This window comes from Serratia sp. NA_112.1, from assembly GCF_052691715.1.
Genome location: NZ_JBQZFO010000002.1, coordinates 162,870 through 178,618, shown reverse-complemented (window position 1 = coordinate 178,618; position 15,749 = coordinate 162,870). Strand labels below are relative to the sequence as shown.

General features: G+C 53.5%; 13 protein-coding genes and 2 pseudogenes. 9 read left to right on the top strand and 6 right to left on the bottom strand.

Annotated elements, in window-relative coordinates; translation table 11 throughout:
- Position 1 precedes the first annotated feature (1 nt).
- Positions 2-211: pseudogene (locus tag ACUTQ5_RS05150) on the top strand (transporter substrate-binding domain-containing protein); the annotation flags it as partial.
- A gap of 51 nt (positions 212-262) precedes the next feature.
- Here the strand turns inward: ACUTQ5_RS05150 and tmaR are convergent.
- From tmaR to ACUTQ5_RS05135, 3 genes and pseudogenes are all read right to left on the bottom strand, one after another.
- Positions 263-580 (bottom strand): PTS system regulator TmaR, encoded by a 318-nt coding sequence (gene tmaR, locus ACUTQ5_RS05145; protein WP_153859736.1) that lies wholly within the window; start codon positions 578-580, stop codon positions 263-265.
- A 161-nt stretch (positions 581-741) separates the two neighbouring features.
- Positions 742-1,119: pseudogene (locus ACUTQ5_RS05140) on the bottom strand (FUSC family protein); the annotation flags it as partial.
- A 75-nt stretch (positions 1,120-1,194) separates the two neighbouring features.
- Entirely contained in the window at positions 1,195-1,962 is a 768-nt protein-coding gene (locus ACUTQ5_RS05135; RefSeq protein ID WP_445650357.1) for an N-acetylmuramoyl-L-alanine amidase, read from the bottom strand.
- A gap of 204 nt (positions 1,963-2,166) precedes the next feature.
- Between ACUTQ5_RS05135 and ACUTQ5_RS05130 the strand changes: the two genes are divergently transcribed.
- Positions 2,167-2,913 (top strand): S24 family peptidase, encoded by a 747-nt coding sequence (locus tag ACUTQ5_RS05130; RefSeq protein ID WP_445650356.1) that lies wholly within the window; start codon positions 2,167-2,169, stop codon positions 2,911-2,913.
- A gap of 32 nt (positions 2,914-2,945) precedes the next feature.
- Here ACUTQ5_RS05130 and ACUTQ5_RS05125 read toward each other — a convergent pair whose 3' ends face one another.
- Positions 2,946-4,055 (bottom strand): SDR family oxidoreductase, encoded by a 1,110-nt coding sequence (locus ACUTQ5_RS05125; RefSeq protein ID WP_445650355.1) that lies wholly within the window; start codon positions 4,053-4,055, stop codon positions 2,946-2,948.
- Between the two features lie 258 nt (positions 4,056-4,313).
- Here ACUTQ5_RS05125 and ACUTQ5_RS05120 point away from each other — a divergent pair, with 258 nt between their 5' ends.
- From ACUTQ5_RS05120 to sbcB, 3 genes are all read left to right on the top strand, one after another.
- Positions 4,314-4,523, top strand: coding sequence for a hypothetical protein (locus tag ACUTQ5_RS05120; protein ID WP_445650354.1), 210 nt, complete (start codon positions 4,314-4,316; stop codon positions 4,521-4,523).
- A gap of 76 nt (positions 4,524-4,599) precedes the next feature.
- A complete protein-coding gene (locus ACUTQ5_RS05115) occupies positions 4,600-4,791 on the top strand; it encodes a DNA polymerase III subunit theta (RefSeq protein ID WP_012145929.1) in 192 nt (63 codons plus the stop codon).
- Between the two features lie 99 nt (positions 4,792-4,890).
- Positions 4,891-6,318, top strand: a complete 1,428-nt coding sequence (gene sbcB / locus ACUTQ5_RS05110) for an exodeoxyribonuclease I (RefSeq protein ID WP_445650353.1) — start codon at positions 4,891-4,893, stop codon at positions 6,316-6,318.
- 200 nt (positions 6,319-6,518) lie between these two features.
- Here sbcB and ACUTQ5_RS05105 read toward each other — a convergent pair whose 3' ends face one another.
- Positions 6,519-7,886 carry an APC family permease gene (locus ACUTQ5_RS05105; protein WP_445650352.1) on the bottom strand — a complete coding sequence of 456 codons (1,368 nt, stop codon included), beginning with the start codon at positions 7,884-7,886 and terminating at the stop codon, positions 6,519-6,521.
- A gap of 533 nt (positions 7,887-8,419) precedes the next feature.
- Complete coding sequence (locus ACUTQ5_RS05100) at positions 8,420-9,838, bottom strand: glutamine synthetase family protein (protein ID WP_445650351.1); 1,419 nt, start codon at positions 9,836-9,838, stop codon at positions 8,420-8,422.
- 393 nt (positions 9,839-10,231) lie between these two features.
- On the opposite strand from ACUTQ5_RS05100, the gene puuR reads away from it, so the two are divergent.
- The 4 genes from puuR (at position 10,232) to ACUTQ5_RS05080 (ending at position 15,742) form a co-directional block, all read left to right on the top strand.
- The gene (gene puuR, locus ACUTQ5_RS05095) at positions 10,232-10,789 is read left to right on the top strand and encodes an HTH-type transcriptional regulator PuuR (RefSeq protein ID WP_445650350.1); all 558 of its coding nucleotides are present in this window, start codon (positions 10,232-10,234) and stop codon (positions 10,787-10,789) included.
- Positions 10,790-10,995: 206 nt separating this feature from the next.
- On the top strand, positions 10,996-12,507 hold the full coding sequence (locus tag ACUTQ5_RS05090; protein ID WP_445650349.1) for a sugar ABC transporter ATP-binding protein: 1,512 nt from the start codon (positions 10,996-10,998) through the stop codon (positions 12,505-12,507).
- Positions 12,504-13,499, top strand: coding sequence for an ABC transporter permease (locus tag ACUTQ5_RS05085; RefSeq protein WP_445650348.1), 996 nt, complete (start codon positions 12,504-12,506; stop codon positions 13,497-13,499). The genes ACUTQ5_RS05090 and ACUTQ5_RS05085 overlap by 4 nt, the downstream gene beginning before the upstream one ends.
- A gap of 254 nt (positions 13,500-13,753) precedes the next feature.
- On the top strand, positions 13,754-15,742 hold the full coding sequence (locus tag ACUTQ5_RS05080) for a ligand-gated channel protein (protein WP_445650347.1): 1,989 nt from the start codon (positions 13,754-13,756) through the stop codon (positions 15,740-15,742).
- The last annotated feature ends 7 nt before the right edge of the window (positions 15,743-15,749 follow it).

The window sequence follows — 15,749 nt, the reverse complement described above, 5'->3', positions numbered from 1 at the left end:
TCATAATCCAGCAAAGGATTTTGCCTTTACCGGCGTGGAACTGAGCGACAGCAAATATTTTGGTATTGGCGATGGCATTGGCGTGCGTAAAGAGGACCGCGCATTACTTGATGCCTTTAACGCGGCGCTGAAAGCCATTATCGCCAACGGCACCTATAAGAAGGTGAACGATAAATACTTTGATTTTGATATGTACGGTAAAGGGGAATAACTGAAGGGCAGATTAAAAGGGCCTGGCGAACGCCTGGCCCGATAAAAACGGTTACTTCACTTCGCCCATAGCCTTCAGCTTTTTGGACAGTTCGCGACGTTCTTTAGACAGATCGGCATTTTTGATGATGTAGTCATCAACGCGATCTTCATAGTCGCTGCGCATGTTGGCAATGATGCCCTGAACATCTTCAATGCTCATGCCCGGCTTGATGTACTCACTCAGGTTATCGAGCAGCAGCACGCGCTTTTGGTTATCGCGGACTTTCTTCTCGTTGTCGATAATTTCGCGTTGCAGCTTATTTTTACGTCGGAACATACGCACAAACTCCAGAACGTCCTGGAAACTCGGCTTATTTGCATTATCCATCTTCATACCCTTGCTTTAGTAATACACAGATTCATTGGCTTACGGCCACAATGAGACCAAGATACAGGTTTGTGGCGCTCAGACACAACACTCATCGCCCTATCTTACTCACTTTAGCGCCGCGACAAAAACCCGAAGCGCCTGCTTCATGATCTGGCCCCCTATTCACACTCACCGGCGGTACACACTTTGAGCAAGTCACCCAGTTCTTCCAACTGCTGCGTCAGTTCCATGCTCAGCCAGACGTAGCCGTTACGCATGGTCTCCGCCAGCGCTTCCAATGAGCGTAGCGTCAACAGTTGCGCGCTGCGCAGGGTTTAGGCATTCAGCATAATAAAATGGGTTTCGCGCGAGGCCCAGTAGGCGTCGGCCAACAGCTCCAGGGTGCACACCAGATTGCGGCTCAGCGTCTGCACCGCTTCGAATACCGCTTTGGGGATATGGGTTTCTTTACAGCAGGGGACAATCAGGCCGCGTAATTTGACCACCTGATTCAGCAAGTCTTTTAACTGCGGCTCCCGTCGTGGCCGTTCAATCATGAAAGCTATAGGGCATAGCGGAGGAAGGCAGGCAGAGAAAAGGCGGATAAGGCGTCCCCTATCCGCAGTCAGACGTTAAGCAGCATATTTATCCACCAGCGCACGCAAAATGGCAGCAGTTTCCACATCCATCACTCCGTCATACTGTCGTTGACGGAAATGCAGCTGGAAGGCCCGTACCAGTTGACGATAGCCTTTGGCATCGGTCGCCGCCGAGGTGTCGTAACCGTATTTGGCGAACAGCGCCAGCAGATCAGGCTGCGCTGGCAGGCCCTGGCATTGATATTCATTTTGGTGATGATGCTTCACCGCTTCGTCATACCAGGCCCCTACGCCAGCCAAATACAGCTGGTGCCATGGAAACTGTGGGCCAGGGTCACTTTTGCGGCCCGGAGCAATATCGGAATGCGCCACCACGTTGACCGGCGTGATGTCCGGATAGCGCTGCAGAATATTCTGCGCCAGTTGACTGACCGCCGCAATCTGCTGTGGGTTAAACGGCGGGAAGCTAATGTCTTCGCCATCGCCGCGGGCCAGATTGACGATCTCGATGCCAATGGACGTATCGTTGAGATTATTGCGATTACCCCACTGACTGGCACCGGCATGCCAGGCACGTTCCACTTCATCGACCAGGTTGAAAATGCGCACGCCGCTGAAACCGGCCGCCTGATAGCTTTGATCTTCCGGATCCGGCACCAGATAATGGGCGCTGACCGACTTGCCAGTCAGTGACTGCACCGAATCGGCAAAGTTTTGCGCCGTGTAATGCAGCACCAGAAAACGCACCCGGTGGCCAAAGCTGGCTACCGAACGGTAGCTGTTGTAATCCATACTGAACATAATAGATTCCTTATTGATTAAACTCGCGTGCCATTGTCATTGCAGGATCCGTCCCGCTCAAGCGGTCGCAACATACAGCGACCCTACAATGCCTTCGTGAAACTTGTCCACCCGCCAATGTTTAGCTAATTGCTAAACTTAAAGCAAGAAAAATTTAGTGAAAGCAATATTTACCTTTTTGCTAAAGAGTGCGATCATCCAACGATGGAAACCAAAGAAATAAGACGCAATAATTTGCGCGAGCTGATGGCCAGCTATGCAAGGCAAGGTATCAACCAGAGCGAATTTGCGCTGCTGGTAGAGTCTTCTTCACCAACGCTGAGCCAAATCAGCGGTGAAAAGTCTTCCCGCAACCTGGGTGATAACCTCGCCAGACGGATTGAGGCCAAACTGAGCCTGCCCAAGGGCTGGTTTGACGTTTTCCATGAAAAACAGCTGGTGCGGCCGTTTGATAACGTAGCGGCAGAGTCGGATTTTCAACCCGCCCGCCTCAAGCCGGTGGTATGGGAAGATACCGAACAAGACAAGGAAGAGTTTGTGGAAATTCCCCTGCTGGATATTAATTTCTCGGCTGGCGACGGCTGTTATGAAATCGTCGATCGCGAAGAATTTTCGCTGATCTTCCGTCGCTACTATCTGCACAAGATGGGGGTGGCGGTGAATGCCGCACGCATCATCCGCATTTCCGGCTCCAGTATGGAACCGCGCTTGCAAGACGGTGATGTGGTAGGCATTAATACCGATGACACACGTATTCGCGAAGGCAAGACCTACGCTATCCGTCACGGTAATCTGCTGCGGGTAAAAGTGTTGATCGAACAACCCGACGGCGGCGTCACTATTCGCTCCCTGAACCGGGAAGAATACCAGGACGAACACCTGAGTTACCCGCAGCGCAAAGACCAACTGGTGGTGCTAGGCCGCGTTTTCTGGTCGTCTTCGTCCTGGTAATGAGCCGGGCACCGTAGGTCGGCGCCTTGCTGTTATTTAAAATCGACCACCATCTGCTGCTGGATCGATAATCCGCGAGTCGACTGTACGCAACAGTCGATGTAGTCGGTAAAGCGCGGTGGTTTCGGCATGCCCAGCTTAAGAATTTTATCGTTACTGAACCGCACGTTAAGCATGGCGAAGGATCCATACAGGCGCATCGCCTTCAGCATCAGTCGTTCGTTACAAGGCCCGAAAATATCCTTCAGTTGCTTACGCATCTTCAGCAGCGCTTCGTAACTGACCTGCGCGTAATGATCGCCAAGCGGCGGCTTTTCCAGCGCGGCGGCAATGGCACGATCGATATCCGCAAAGCTGACGCTGCTCTCTTCACCGGCCGAGATATGGTAAACATCATTATCCAACGTTTCGCTGTTCATCAGCATCACCAGCGCATCGGCACAGTAGTCGACCGGAATAACGTCGATGTTGTCCTGCAGTGAACACATAAACTTCCGCAGCATCAGCGCCATGCTGAACACCCAAAAAATACTGCTGGAAGGCTGACAACCCAGGCGAGTATGCCCCACCACGATCGAAGGGCGGGCAATCACCAGCGGCAGCTGCGGGCAGCGTTGACGCATTAGCTGTTCAATGGTCGATTTGGAGCGAGTGTATTCCACCAAATGCTCGGCGGTTTCTTCAAATTCGCCGCTTTCTGCCACCAGAGAACCCGGTTCCGGCGCACAGGACATGGCGGTACCTACGTGCAGGAAACGTTTTAATCCAGACACCTGCGCCATTCTCTCGGCAAAGGCCAGTGTCCCTTCGACATTCACCTTCCAAATAAGAGGGTTGTTGCCAAAAGAGGCTACTGCGGCACAATTAATAACGTGCGTTACATTGTTAATTCGTGAGTCCGCCAAAAAGTCAGCAGGCTCACTTAAATCGCCCAACAATATATTTTCTATCGTGATTTTCGAGAATAAACTTCCATCGACATTAAATTTTTCCATATTCTGACGAATACGTTCCAGCCCCTGCGGTGCATTTTCAGCTCTCACTAACAGAAGATAGTTAATCGACTGATTTTCTTTCAGTAATTTCTCAAGCACTGCACCACCGAGAAAGCCGGTAGCACCGGTTAACAGCAGAGTTTTCATAATAGGTGTCCACATTGGTATTGAATGCTGCTGATTGTAGGGGGAGACAATTAAACAGATATTAAATAAAACTCAGTGGCACTTATTTATCTTTTCTTAATATTATCTTAAGGAATATTTTGAAACATCGTGAAGGGGTTTGGTAACAACATTAATAGGAAAGATCTTAGGATAAACGATTCCGTTGACATAGTATTGATATTAACTCTGATTTAATTTCCTGGTGAATGTTATTACCTTTTCTCTTCAGGAGTATTTATGAGCTATAACCAAAAAGTCTGGTTGGGCATCCTGGTCCTGTGCGGCGTTTTCTGGCTGGCGGTGATCGGCGGTATTTTCTTGGCCCATCAAGCCTATGAACGTGCAGAGCTTCAGAATCAGCAGGATTTTACGGTCAGATACTCGCAACATGTTCAGGGTGCAGCGACCCCAGGCCACAGCCTCCAGGCACAGTCGCACACCTCTTGAGGTTCCCCCCTGAATGGGGTAGGGACAAGCGCGGCGAAGGATCCTATGATGCCCATTGATTCACAGGGAGAATAATATGGGTCGAAAGCTGGATAGCTTACCGCAAGCAGAACGTGAAAAAATTGAAGTCGATTTACTGGCCCTCAGCGTGATTTATAACGAACGCTATGGCATTACCGTCAATGACGCCAGCAACGCCGAACAACAGGTGCCCGACTATTTACGCCCCTACTTTCATTTACGCCTGAACTACTACCGCGGTGCGTAATACAGCGCATTTCGGTGATTAACACTAACGACCGCTTGGCATCGTTCATCTCGCCGTTACAATAGGGGCATATTCCCTACGCACGCGAGAGATGCGATTTTGAGCAGCAAGGCACCGGCCACATTCTATTTTCACGACTACGAGACCTTCGGTATAAGCCCATCGATGGACCGCCCCGCGCAGTTTGCCGGTGTGCGTACCGATATGGATTTCAATATCATCGAAGAGCCGCTGGTCATCTACTGCACCCCGGCCGATGACTACCTGCCCGATCCCGAAGCGGTGATGATCACGGGTATTACTCCGCAACTGGCACTGGCCAAAGGCGTTAACGAAGCCGAGTTCACACGGCAAATTCATCAGGCATTCAGCGTGCCCGGCACCTGTATTTTGGGTTACAACAATATCCGCTTTGATGACGAAGTCAGTCGCAATATTTTCTACCGCAACTTCTACGATCCCTATGCCTACAGTTGGCAGAATGGCAACTCACGCTGGGATCTGCTCGACGTTATGCGTGCCTGTTATGCACTGCGCCCGGACGGCATCGTCTGGCCGGAGAACGAAGATGGCTTCCCCAGCTTCCGTCTGGAGCACCTGACCCGCGCCAACGGCGTTGAACATGAACATGCCCACGACGCCATGTCGGACGTTTACGCCACCATCGCCATGGCCAAACTGGTCAAGCAGGCGCAGCCTCGGCTGTTTGATTTCCTGTTGCAGCACCGCAACAAACATAAGCTGAACGCGCTGATCGATATCGCAGAAATGACACCGTTGGTCCACGTTTCCGGCATGTTCGGTGCAGCACGTGGCAACACCAGTTGGGTATCGCCACTGGCCTGGCACCCCGACAACAAGAACGCGGTGATCATGTGCGATTTGGCCGGTGATATGACGCCATTGCTGACGCTGAACGCCGACGAGCTGCGTGAACGGCTGTATACCCGCCGTGAGGATCTGGCCCCTGGTCAAGCGCCGGTGCCGATCAAACTGGTCCATATCAACAAATGTCCGGTGCTGGCACCGGCGAAAACCCTGTTGCCGGAAAACGCCGAGCGGCTGGGTATCGATCGTCAGGCCTGCCTGCAAAACCTGCAACTGTTACGCCAGCATCCGCAAGTGCGCGAAAAAGTGGTGGCACTGTTCGCCGATGCCGAGCCTTTCAAGGGTTCTGATGATGTCGATGCACGGCTGTACGACGGTTTCTTCAGCGATGCCGACAAGGCAACGATGAAAATTATCCAGCAAACCAAGCCGCAGAACCTGCCGGCGCTGGATTTGACCTTCAGTGATAGCCGTCTGAAAGAGCTGCTGTTCCGCTTCCGCGCCCGCAACTACCCCAATACGCTCGATGATGCCGAGCAACGCCGCTGGTTGCAGCATCGTCAGGAGATGTTGAGCGCCGAACGAGTACAGAGCTACGTACTGCAACTGGAGTCGCTGTATAACCTGCATGAAGGCGATCAAGAGAAGACAGCGCTGTTGAAAGCGCTGTTTGACTACGGCAAAGAGCTGGTCGGCTGACAAAAACAACAAAGGGCGCCGAAGCGCCCTAAAACTGCTGACAAAGTTCCTGGTGACTAAAGTAATAGGTTTATTACTAATAAAAACAAAGAATTCTGTCTTACGATTTACCCCAAACCCCCGAAAACCACGTTTTTCGGGGGTTTGTCATCAATCAAGGGCGCCGAGGCGCCCTTTTTAATGCACAAAGCGGTGAAAGCTTAGGCTACGTCTTCGCTAGCCTGTGGTACCGGCAGGCGGAAGCTGCGCGTGACAAAGGCCAGGTAAATCAGACCAATTGCCGCCCACACCAGGCCCAGCGTCATTGAGCTGGTCTCCAGATTCAGCCACAGTGCACCTACGGTCAGCGCACCCATAATTGGCAGGATCAGGTAGTTAAAGGTGTCTTTAACGGTACGGTTCAGCTTGTCGCGGATATAGAACTGCGAGATCACCGACAGGTTCACAAAGGTGAACGCCACCAGCGCACCGAAGTTAATCAGCGCCGTTGCGGTAACCAGATCAAACGAAACCGCAGACAACGCAATCACGCCGACCAGCAGCACGTTCAGTGCCGGAGTACGCCATTTCGGGTGTACATAACCGAAGAAACGCTCCGGGAAGACGCCATCACGACCCATTACATACATCAGACGCGAAACACCGGCGTGCGATGCCATGCCTGAAGCCAGCACGGTCACGCAGGAGAACACCAGGATCACCGACTGGAAGAACTTGCCGGCCACGTACAGCATGATTTCCGGCTGGGACGCATCGGGATCTTTAAAGCGTGAAATGTCCGGGAAGTACAGCTGCACAAAGTAGGACACCACGATAAAGATGATACCGCCGATCAACGCCGTCAGGAAAATGGCTTTCGGGATCACGTTCTCCGCGTCTTTGGTTTCTTCCGACAGCGAACTGATGCCGTCAAAACCGAGGAACGAGAAGCACAGAATGGTCGCACCGGTAATCATCGGCACCACGTGCGCCCCCTCAGACCAGAACGGACGGCTGCTGATCAGTGTACCGGCACCTTCACCATGTGAAATACCGTTCACGACCAGGAACAGGAACACGATCATGATCGCCACCTGCACCACCACGATAATGGAGTTCAGGTTCGCCACCAGCTTGATGCCGCGCAGGTTGAACAGCGTCATCAGCGCAACCAGTGCCGCCACGAAAATCCACGAAGGCACGCCCGGGAAAATGGCTTCCAGGTAAATTTTGGCCAACAGGATATTGATCATCGGCATGAACAGGTAGTCCAGCAGTGATGACCAGCCCACCATAAAGCCGACGTGCGGGTTGATGGCTTTCTGGGCATAAGTATAGGCAGAACCGGCGGACGGGAATTTCCGTACCAGTTTGCCGTAGCTCAGCGCGGTAAACAGCACCGCCAGCAGAGCAAAGGCGTACGCAGTGGCGACGTGACCATCGGTCAGGCCGGATACGATGCCAAAGGTATCGAAGATGGTCATTGGCTGCAGGTAAGCCAGCCCCATCATCACTACCGGAACTAAAGTCAGGGTTTTACGCAGCTGTGCGCGTTCAGCCGGAGCGGCATTGATGATGTTATCGGACATGACGCAGCCCCCCCTTACCTTCGGTCTTGCGGAGCGTAGACACGCCAAGACTTAAGGTTGCGGGGAAACTTCGCAACTTGCGACTGAATTCAAAAAGAAGGGGATTGGAAGCTGGATAACGAGTCAAGGCGGCCTTGGCTGCTCCATAATCGCTGCGACCGCAGCGGAAACCGGCGGGCACCGGTGCTAAAGTGAAAAATTGCCCCATCTTTCTTATCCTCATGAGTCACGACCATAAAGTTTTATTTGATCGCGCACGAAACTATTTATCTATCCGGATCGGTGTCCGGCCTCGCTTGGTGTATGAAACGCACAGTTTGTAAAACACAAATGCAAAAAAAATAACCGACGCGTTAAAACGTCGGCTATCTGCATTTGGGATATTTTGCACCAGAACCCCTCCTGATGACAAGATCAGGAAGGTCTGTTACACAAATTCTTTTTGCAATCGTTCGGAAAACCACCCTTACAGGTGAATTAATCCGCTATCGTTTTATCACCTATCAAGTTAATGACGCACATTTTACGCCGCTTCAGGCATTTTTCAACATCCAGTCGATCTCGGTTTCCGTCACCAAGCGCTCAAACTGCATCAGTTCGTCCAGCTTGCAGGCGTGGTAAACGTGGGCAAAACGTTCACCCAGATACTGCGTTAGTTCATGCTGGTGCTCAAACTCGTACAGGGCATCGCTTTGACGGATCGGGAACGGCAACCCTTCCTGCTCCAGCCCGTTGCCGGTCACCGGCTCAGGCAACGGCAGTTCGTTATCCAGACCGTAAAGAATGCCTGACAGTATCGCCGCCACCACCAGATAAGGGTTGGCATCGGCACCCGCAACGCGGTATTCCACCCGATGATTTTCCGGTTCGCCGCAAGGAATGCGCAGTGCAACGGTGCGGTTGTTGTGTCCCCAGGAAGCCTGAGTCGGTACATACATGCCTGGCTGGAAACGGCGGAAAGCATTCACATTGGGTGCCAGCAGCGCCATCGAGGCCGGCATTAAGGTGATCATCCCGGCCAGCGCGCGATGCAGCAAGGGGGAATCTTCGCCGTCCGCTTGCGCGAACAGGTTGTTGCCGTTGCCGTCCAGCATGCTGATATGCACGTGCATGCCGCTACCGGCGTATTCTTCATAGGGTTTGGCCATAAAGGTGGCGTGCAAATGATGATTTTCCGCCACCATGCGTACCAGGCGCTTTAACCCCAGAGCATGGTCACAGGCCAGCAAGACGTTATCGGTATGCTGCAGATTCACCTCGAACTGGCCTGGGGACGCCTCCGCCACCGCACCGTCCGCCGGCAAGCCTTGCATCTGCGCCAGCGTGTCGATGTCGTTGAGCACCTCAGCAAAATGATTCAGGTTATCCAGCGAGTAAACCTGGCTCTGCATGTTGCGCTCCTGGGTACCGGGCGCGCAGGGAGGCTGTAAATACCCCTCGGAGTCTCGCTGCCTGTCAATGAGATAGAACTCCAACTCTACCGCTACCACCGGGAACATGCCGCGCTGGCGCAACGCCTGCCACACTCGATTCAGGACATTACGGGGTTCAACGTCAAAGGGAGTGCCATCTTCATCCAGCATGGTCAGTAATACCTGGCCAATATTATCCGGGTCCGCCGCTGAGGGAGTCAGTGAACCGGGTACCGGCATGCAAACACGGTCCGGTTCCCCCAGCTCCTGGCCCAGGCCCGCCTCTTCCACCACATTGCCCAAAATATCCATAGCGAATACCGAGGCGGGGAAGTAACAGCCTTTTTCCAATTTTTTCAGTCCGGAGACAGGGATGCGTTTACCGCGGAAGGAACCATTCAGGTCAGTGAGAAGGATATCGATATACTGCGTTGAGGGGTGGCGTTCCAAATAATGAGCAACCTCACGTTGGAACGCGCTACTTCGCCTCTCTTCATTATGCTGTGCAAAATTTTCAACTGCTGCGATATTGGTTTGCATACATCACCCGCCATTATGCTCTGAGAACGCGTTCGCGTTCACCTGCCGATAGGTTCAACACATGGTCTGATTTCTCTGTAGACTGCGCCAGAACTGGCGCTCAAAATAACATCCATAATATGAAACATAGCCTTAACACAAATGGTTTGCAAATGTTACAATCCTGTTTGATTATTCGCCACCGACTGCTAAATTGATAAAATATTGACCGAAAAGGTGTTAACTGCCTTTTTATGTATAGAATTTCGTCCACCAGAACGGGGGGATCATGGGCAATATATTTTCCAAATTGGTCGCAATTACCGATATCATGCCGTGTCGAACTCACTCAGACAGGCACCTGACATTGTTATTCATTTCTGCCTGTTGTCCCTACCAGAAGGAAGTACCGCTATGAGCGAAGTCAGCTTGGCGCCAGGTAAGCGCCTGTCACAGATCCGTCTGCAATTGGGTTTGTCGCAGCGCCGGGTCGCCGAACTGTCCGGGTTAACCCACAGCGCAATCAGCACCATCGAGCAGGACAAGGTCAGCCCGGCTATCAGTACGCTGCAAAAGTTGCTGAAGGTCTATGGGCTGTCTCTGTCTGCATTCTTTGCCGAACCAGAAGCCGCCAATGAACCCAAAGTGGTGATCGAAGCCGAAGATCTGATCGAAATCGGCAGTCAGGGTGTCTCGATGAAACTGGTGCACAACGGTAACCCAACCCGCAATCTGGCAATGATGCTGGAAACCTACCAGCCCGGCACCACCACCGGCGAAAAAATCAAGCACCAGGGCGAGGAGATCGGTACCCTGCTGGAAGGCGAGATTATACTGACCATCAACGGTCAGACTCACTGCCTGAGCGCCGGCCAGAGTTATGCCATCAACACTGGCATTCCCCACAGTTTCAGCAATACCTCGGCGCGCGTCTGCCGCATCGTCAGCGCTCACACCCCGACGACCTTCTGACAAACCGGACAAGGGGATGGCGCTGGCAGCTATTCCCTTTTCGCGGTATCCCGTTCAGTTTTGCCCTCTCCTCTGAACGGGCCCCTCATCAGCAAAAGATTATTTTCATCCTGATTATGCCATTTAGTTTGTTGAGAAAAACATAATCTGTGTTACAAAAGACTTAATTTAGCCATCTAAACACCTAAACGTCTTTTAATCACACTATGCCAACCACTACGCCCTCACGCTTAGAGATGCGCAATATCTCGATCGCTTTTGCCGGCTTCAACGCACTGCAAAACGTCGACTTCACCCTGCAGGGCGGCTCTACCCATGCACTGGTCGGCGCTAACGGCGCAGGCAAATCCACGCTGATGGCGATCCTCTCCGGCGCGCACCATCATTACCGTGGCGAGATCTTTATCGATGGGCAACAAGTGGATATTCATTCGCCGCTGCAGGCTCGTCAGCACGGGATCCATGTGGTGCAGCAGGAAGTCGATGTGGCGTTGATCCCCACGCTGTCGGTGGCGGAAAATATCATGCTCGACTGGCTGAACGAGCCGGGGCATTTGCTGAACTGGGCGCAATTGTACCGCCAGGCGGCGCAGCTACTGGCCCAGTTGGATCTAACCATTAACCTGAGCCAACGTTTGGCCGAGTGCTCGCTGGCAGAAAAACAGCAAGTGCTGTTGGCACGTGCGTTATCCCACCGCTGCCGTTTCCTGGTGCTCGATGAACCTACCGCCCCGCTCGATCGCGCCGAAAGCGAACGTCTGTTCCGCGTGGTGCGCCGCCTTAAGTCCGAAGGCATCGGCGTGGTGTTTATTTCACACCGTATTCATGAACTGAGCGAAATTTGCGACCGGCTGACGGTGCTGCGCGATGGTCGCCACGTCAGCGAAGACGCCATGCAGGGGCTGAGCGGTGAGCAAATCGTCGAGAAAATGCTCGGCCATCAGTTGAATGATATCTTTCCGCCGCCACGCCCGCCGCACGGTTCCCGCCCGCTGCTACAAGTGGAGGGCCTGAGCGATCGTCACAAACTGCGCGACGTCAGTCTGCGGCTGTATCAGGGGGAAATCCTCGGCATTGCCGGGCTGGCCGGGGCGGGCAAAACCGAACTGTGCAAAGCGCTGTTCGGCGCCACGCCGGCACGGGTTGCACAAGGCGAACTGCTGGGTAAAACCTGGGCCCCGCGAGCACCACACCTCAGCGTTGAACAAGGGCTGGCACTGGTGCCGGAAGAGCGTCGTAAAGAAGGCATTTTTATTGATGAAACCATCCCGATGAACCTGAGCGTCAGCGCCGACGACAGTTTTTCACGCTGGGGCCTGTTTAGTCGTCGTCAGGAACTGCGCTGGGCGCGGGACATTATGCAGCGCCTGAATATTCGCGCCTCCGGTCCACAGCAGCGGCTGGCCCGGCTTTCTGGCGGCAACCAGCAAAAAGTGGCCATTGGCAAATGGCTGCGCGGTGACGCCAGGGTCCTGATTTTCGATGAGCCGACCAAGGGGGTGGATATCAAGGCCAAACAGGAACTGTTCACCCTGATCGACGGCCTGGCGCGCGACGGCAAAGGCATTATCTATGCTTCCGGCGAGTTTTCGGAGCTGGTCGGTTTGTGCGATCGCATCTGCGTACTGTGGGATGGCCGGGTAGTGGCGGAACTTAATGCCGCCGATATTGATGAAGAAACCCTATTACTGTATTCCACCGGAGGAACCCCAGCGTGAGTAAAGAATTATCCCTGCAGAATGCGCAACCCTGGCGCCATCAGCTGTTTGAGTTTCTCTATAAATGGGGGATGTTACTCACGGTTGTCGCGCTGATCGCCCTGTTCGGACTGGCATCGGACAACTTTCTCGATCCCAACAACATCATCAATATCTTACGCTCGATCGCCATCGTCACGGTAATAGCCATCGGGGTCTCCATCTCACTTTCGGTCGGCGGCTTTGACCTTTCCGTCGGTTCTACCGCGTCACTGGCTAACGCCCTGGTGGTTTCGCTGTTCGTCTGGTATGGCTTTGGAACTACCGGCGCGATTGTGCTGACGTTGCTGATTTGCACGCTGGTCGGTCTGTTCAACGCTTTCCTGATCGTGGTGCTGAAAATTCCCGATATGCTGGCGACCCTGGCCAGCCTGTTTGTGATCCAGGGCGTGGCGATGACCTACAGCTACGGCGGCTCCATCACCCAAAATATGCTGCTGCCGAACGGCGACATGGCGGAAGGTCTGATCCCTGATATCTTCTCATCTCTGGGCCAGGTACCGGTGATCGTGCTGATTATGCTGGCGGTCACCATTGTCGTGCAGTTGTTCCTGTCATTGACCAAGCATGGCCGCCGCATGTACGCCATCGGCGGTAATCCGGAAGCAGCACGCCTGTCGGGGATTCGCACCGTACGTTACAGGGTTGCGGCTTATGTCATTTCTGCCCTGCTGGCCTCGCTTGGCGGCATACTACTGGCGTCACGTATTGGTTCCTCGCAGGTCAACGCCGGTGGCAGTTATCTGATGGATGCGGTCGCCGCCGCCTACATTGGTTTTTCACTGGCTGGCTCAGGCAAGCCCAATGCGCTCGGCACGCTGGTCGGTGCGGTGATCCTCGGTGTGCTGCAAAACGGCCTGGTGATGCTCTCCGTCCCTTACTACGCCATGGACATTATCAAAGGCCTGGTGTTGGCCCTGGCGCTGGCGATCACCTACATCCAGAAACGCTGACTCCCCCGGTGCGCGTCCTGCTGCGCCGGTTTTCCATTTAATTCATGCGGTTATCCTCCCATTCTCTTTTTTAATCATACGAATGATACGAATTATCATTTGTGTTTACATTTTGTTTAAAATCCTTACAATGGCCTGACGAAATATTGCCGAAACGATGAACCTCGCAATGACGAGGCTCCGTTTCCACCTATTATTCAAAACGTTAAACCGACATTTTGTCGATTTACATCAGACCAGGAAAGGTTTGCCTCATGGAAAAGCCACGTTATAACCAGCTCACCGCACTGATTATTGCAGCACTCGGCAGCGCCAGTGCGTTCGCCGCACCACAGAATGACGCACAGGACACCATGGTGGTTACTGCCTCGGGTTTCCAGCAAAAAATCCAGGACTCCGCCGCTTCTATCTCGGTAATCCCACGGCAGCAGATTGAAGACAAAGCCTACCGCGATATCACCGATGCATTGAAAGACGTGCCGGGCGTGGTAGTCACCGGCGGGGCCAGCAGCAGCGATATCAGCATCCGCGGCATGTCCTCCAAATACACCCTGATTCTGGTCGACGGCAAACGCGTAGACACCCGTGGCACCCGCCCGAACAGCGATAACTCAGGCATCGAACAGGGCTGGCTGCCGCCGCTGGAAGCCATTGAGCGCATTGAAGTGGTGCGTGGGCCTATGTCTTCTCTGTATGGTTCTGACGCCATGGGCGGCGTGATCAACGTGATCACCCGCAAGACTTCCAGAACGGAATGGAAAGGCTCACTGCACGGTGACGCCACCTTCCAGGAACGCAGCGACTCCGGCGATATTTTCCAGACCAACGCCTACGCCTCCGGCCCGCTAATTGACGGCCTGCTGGGCCTGCGGGTCAACGGCCTGCTGTCGCGCCGTGCCGAGGATAAAATCGTCAACGGCTTCAATGAACAGCGCATGCGCAGCGGCACCGCGGTGTTTACCCTGACACCGGATGATAAAAACGAATTCGACTTTGAAGTTGGCCGCTCGCTGCAGGACCGTAACAGCACGCCGGGGATGTCGGTGGTTACTGAGCGTTGCAGCAAAGGAAAATGTACCCCGAGCAAAGTCAGCGAAAGCAAGTATACCCGCACCAACTATGCCCTGACGCATAACGGTTATTACGACTTCGGTAATACCACCAGCTACATCCAGCGTGAAGAAACCAATAACCCGGGCCGTAACATGAAGATGTATAACACCATCTTCAACACCCAGAACCAGTTTGAACTGGGCGCCCATATGCTGAACCTGGGCGGCCAGTATCGTTACGAAAAGCTGGGCGACAGCGGCAACAAGCTTAAGGCGGCTCAAGGCTTGAACCAGCTAACTCGCTGGAGTTGGGCGCTGTTTGCCGAAGACGAATGGGCGATGACCAATGACTTCAGCCTGACCAGCGGTATCCGTATGGATCAGGACCAGAACTACGGCAACCACTGGACACCGCGCATGTACGGCGTCTGGCACCTGACCGAACAATTTACCCTGAAAGGCGGCGTTTCCGCCGGCTACCGTTCGCCGGATCTACGCCAATCCTCTGCCAGTTGGGGCCAGACTACCGGCGGTGGCGTACGTAAAGGGATTATCGTCGGCAACCCGGACCTGCAGCCAGAGAAAAGCCTGAGCGAAGAAATCGCCGTTATGTGGGATAACCAGCAAGGCCTGAACGCCGGCGTGACGGTGTTCAACACCGATTTCAAAGACAAGATCACCGAAGTCAGACGCTGTGAAGATACCCCGGACTGTACCATTGGCGGTGAACCCTATGACTTTATCAGCGATCGCACCAACGTGGATAAAGCCAATATGCGCGGCGTAGAAACCACCTTTGGCTGGCAGATCAACAAGGACTGGAAGTGGAATACCAACTACACCTATACCTCATCCGAACAGAAAAGTGGGGAATTCCAGGGCCAGGCGCTGAACCAGATGCCAAAACATATGATTAACAGCGTGCTGGATTGGCAAGCAACTCACGACGTCAGCCTGTGGTCACGCGTTAACTTCCGCAGCAAAACATCGGAGTACCTCAGCCGCACTTCAATGGCCAAGAGCACCCCGTCTTACACCTTTGTCGACGCCGGTCTGAGCTATAAGGCCAACAAGAACCTGCAGGTCACCGGCGGGGTTTACAACATCCTCGACAAAACCGTGGATTACGACAACTACAACACCACGCTCGATGGCCGCCGTTACACCGTCGGCATGACCTACAACTTCTGATTCGATA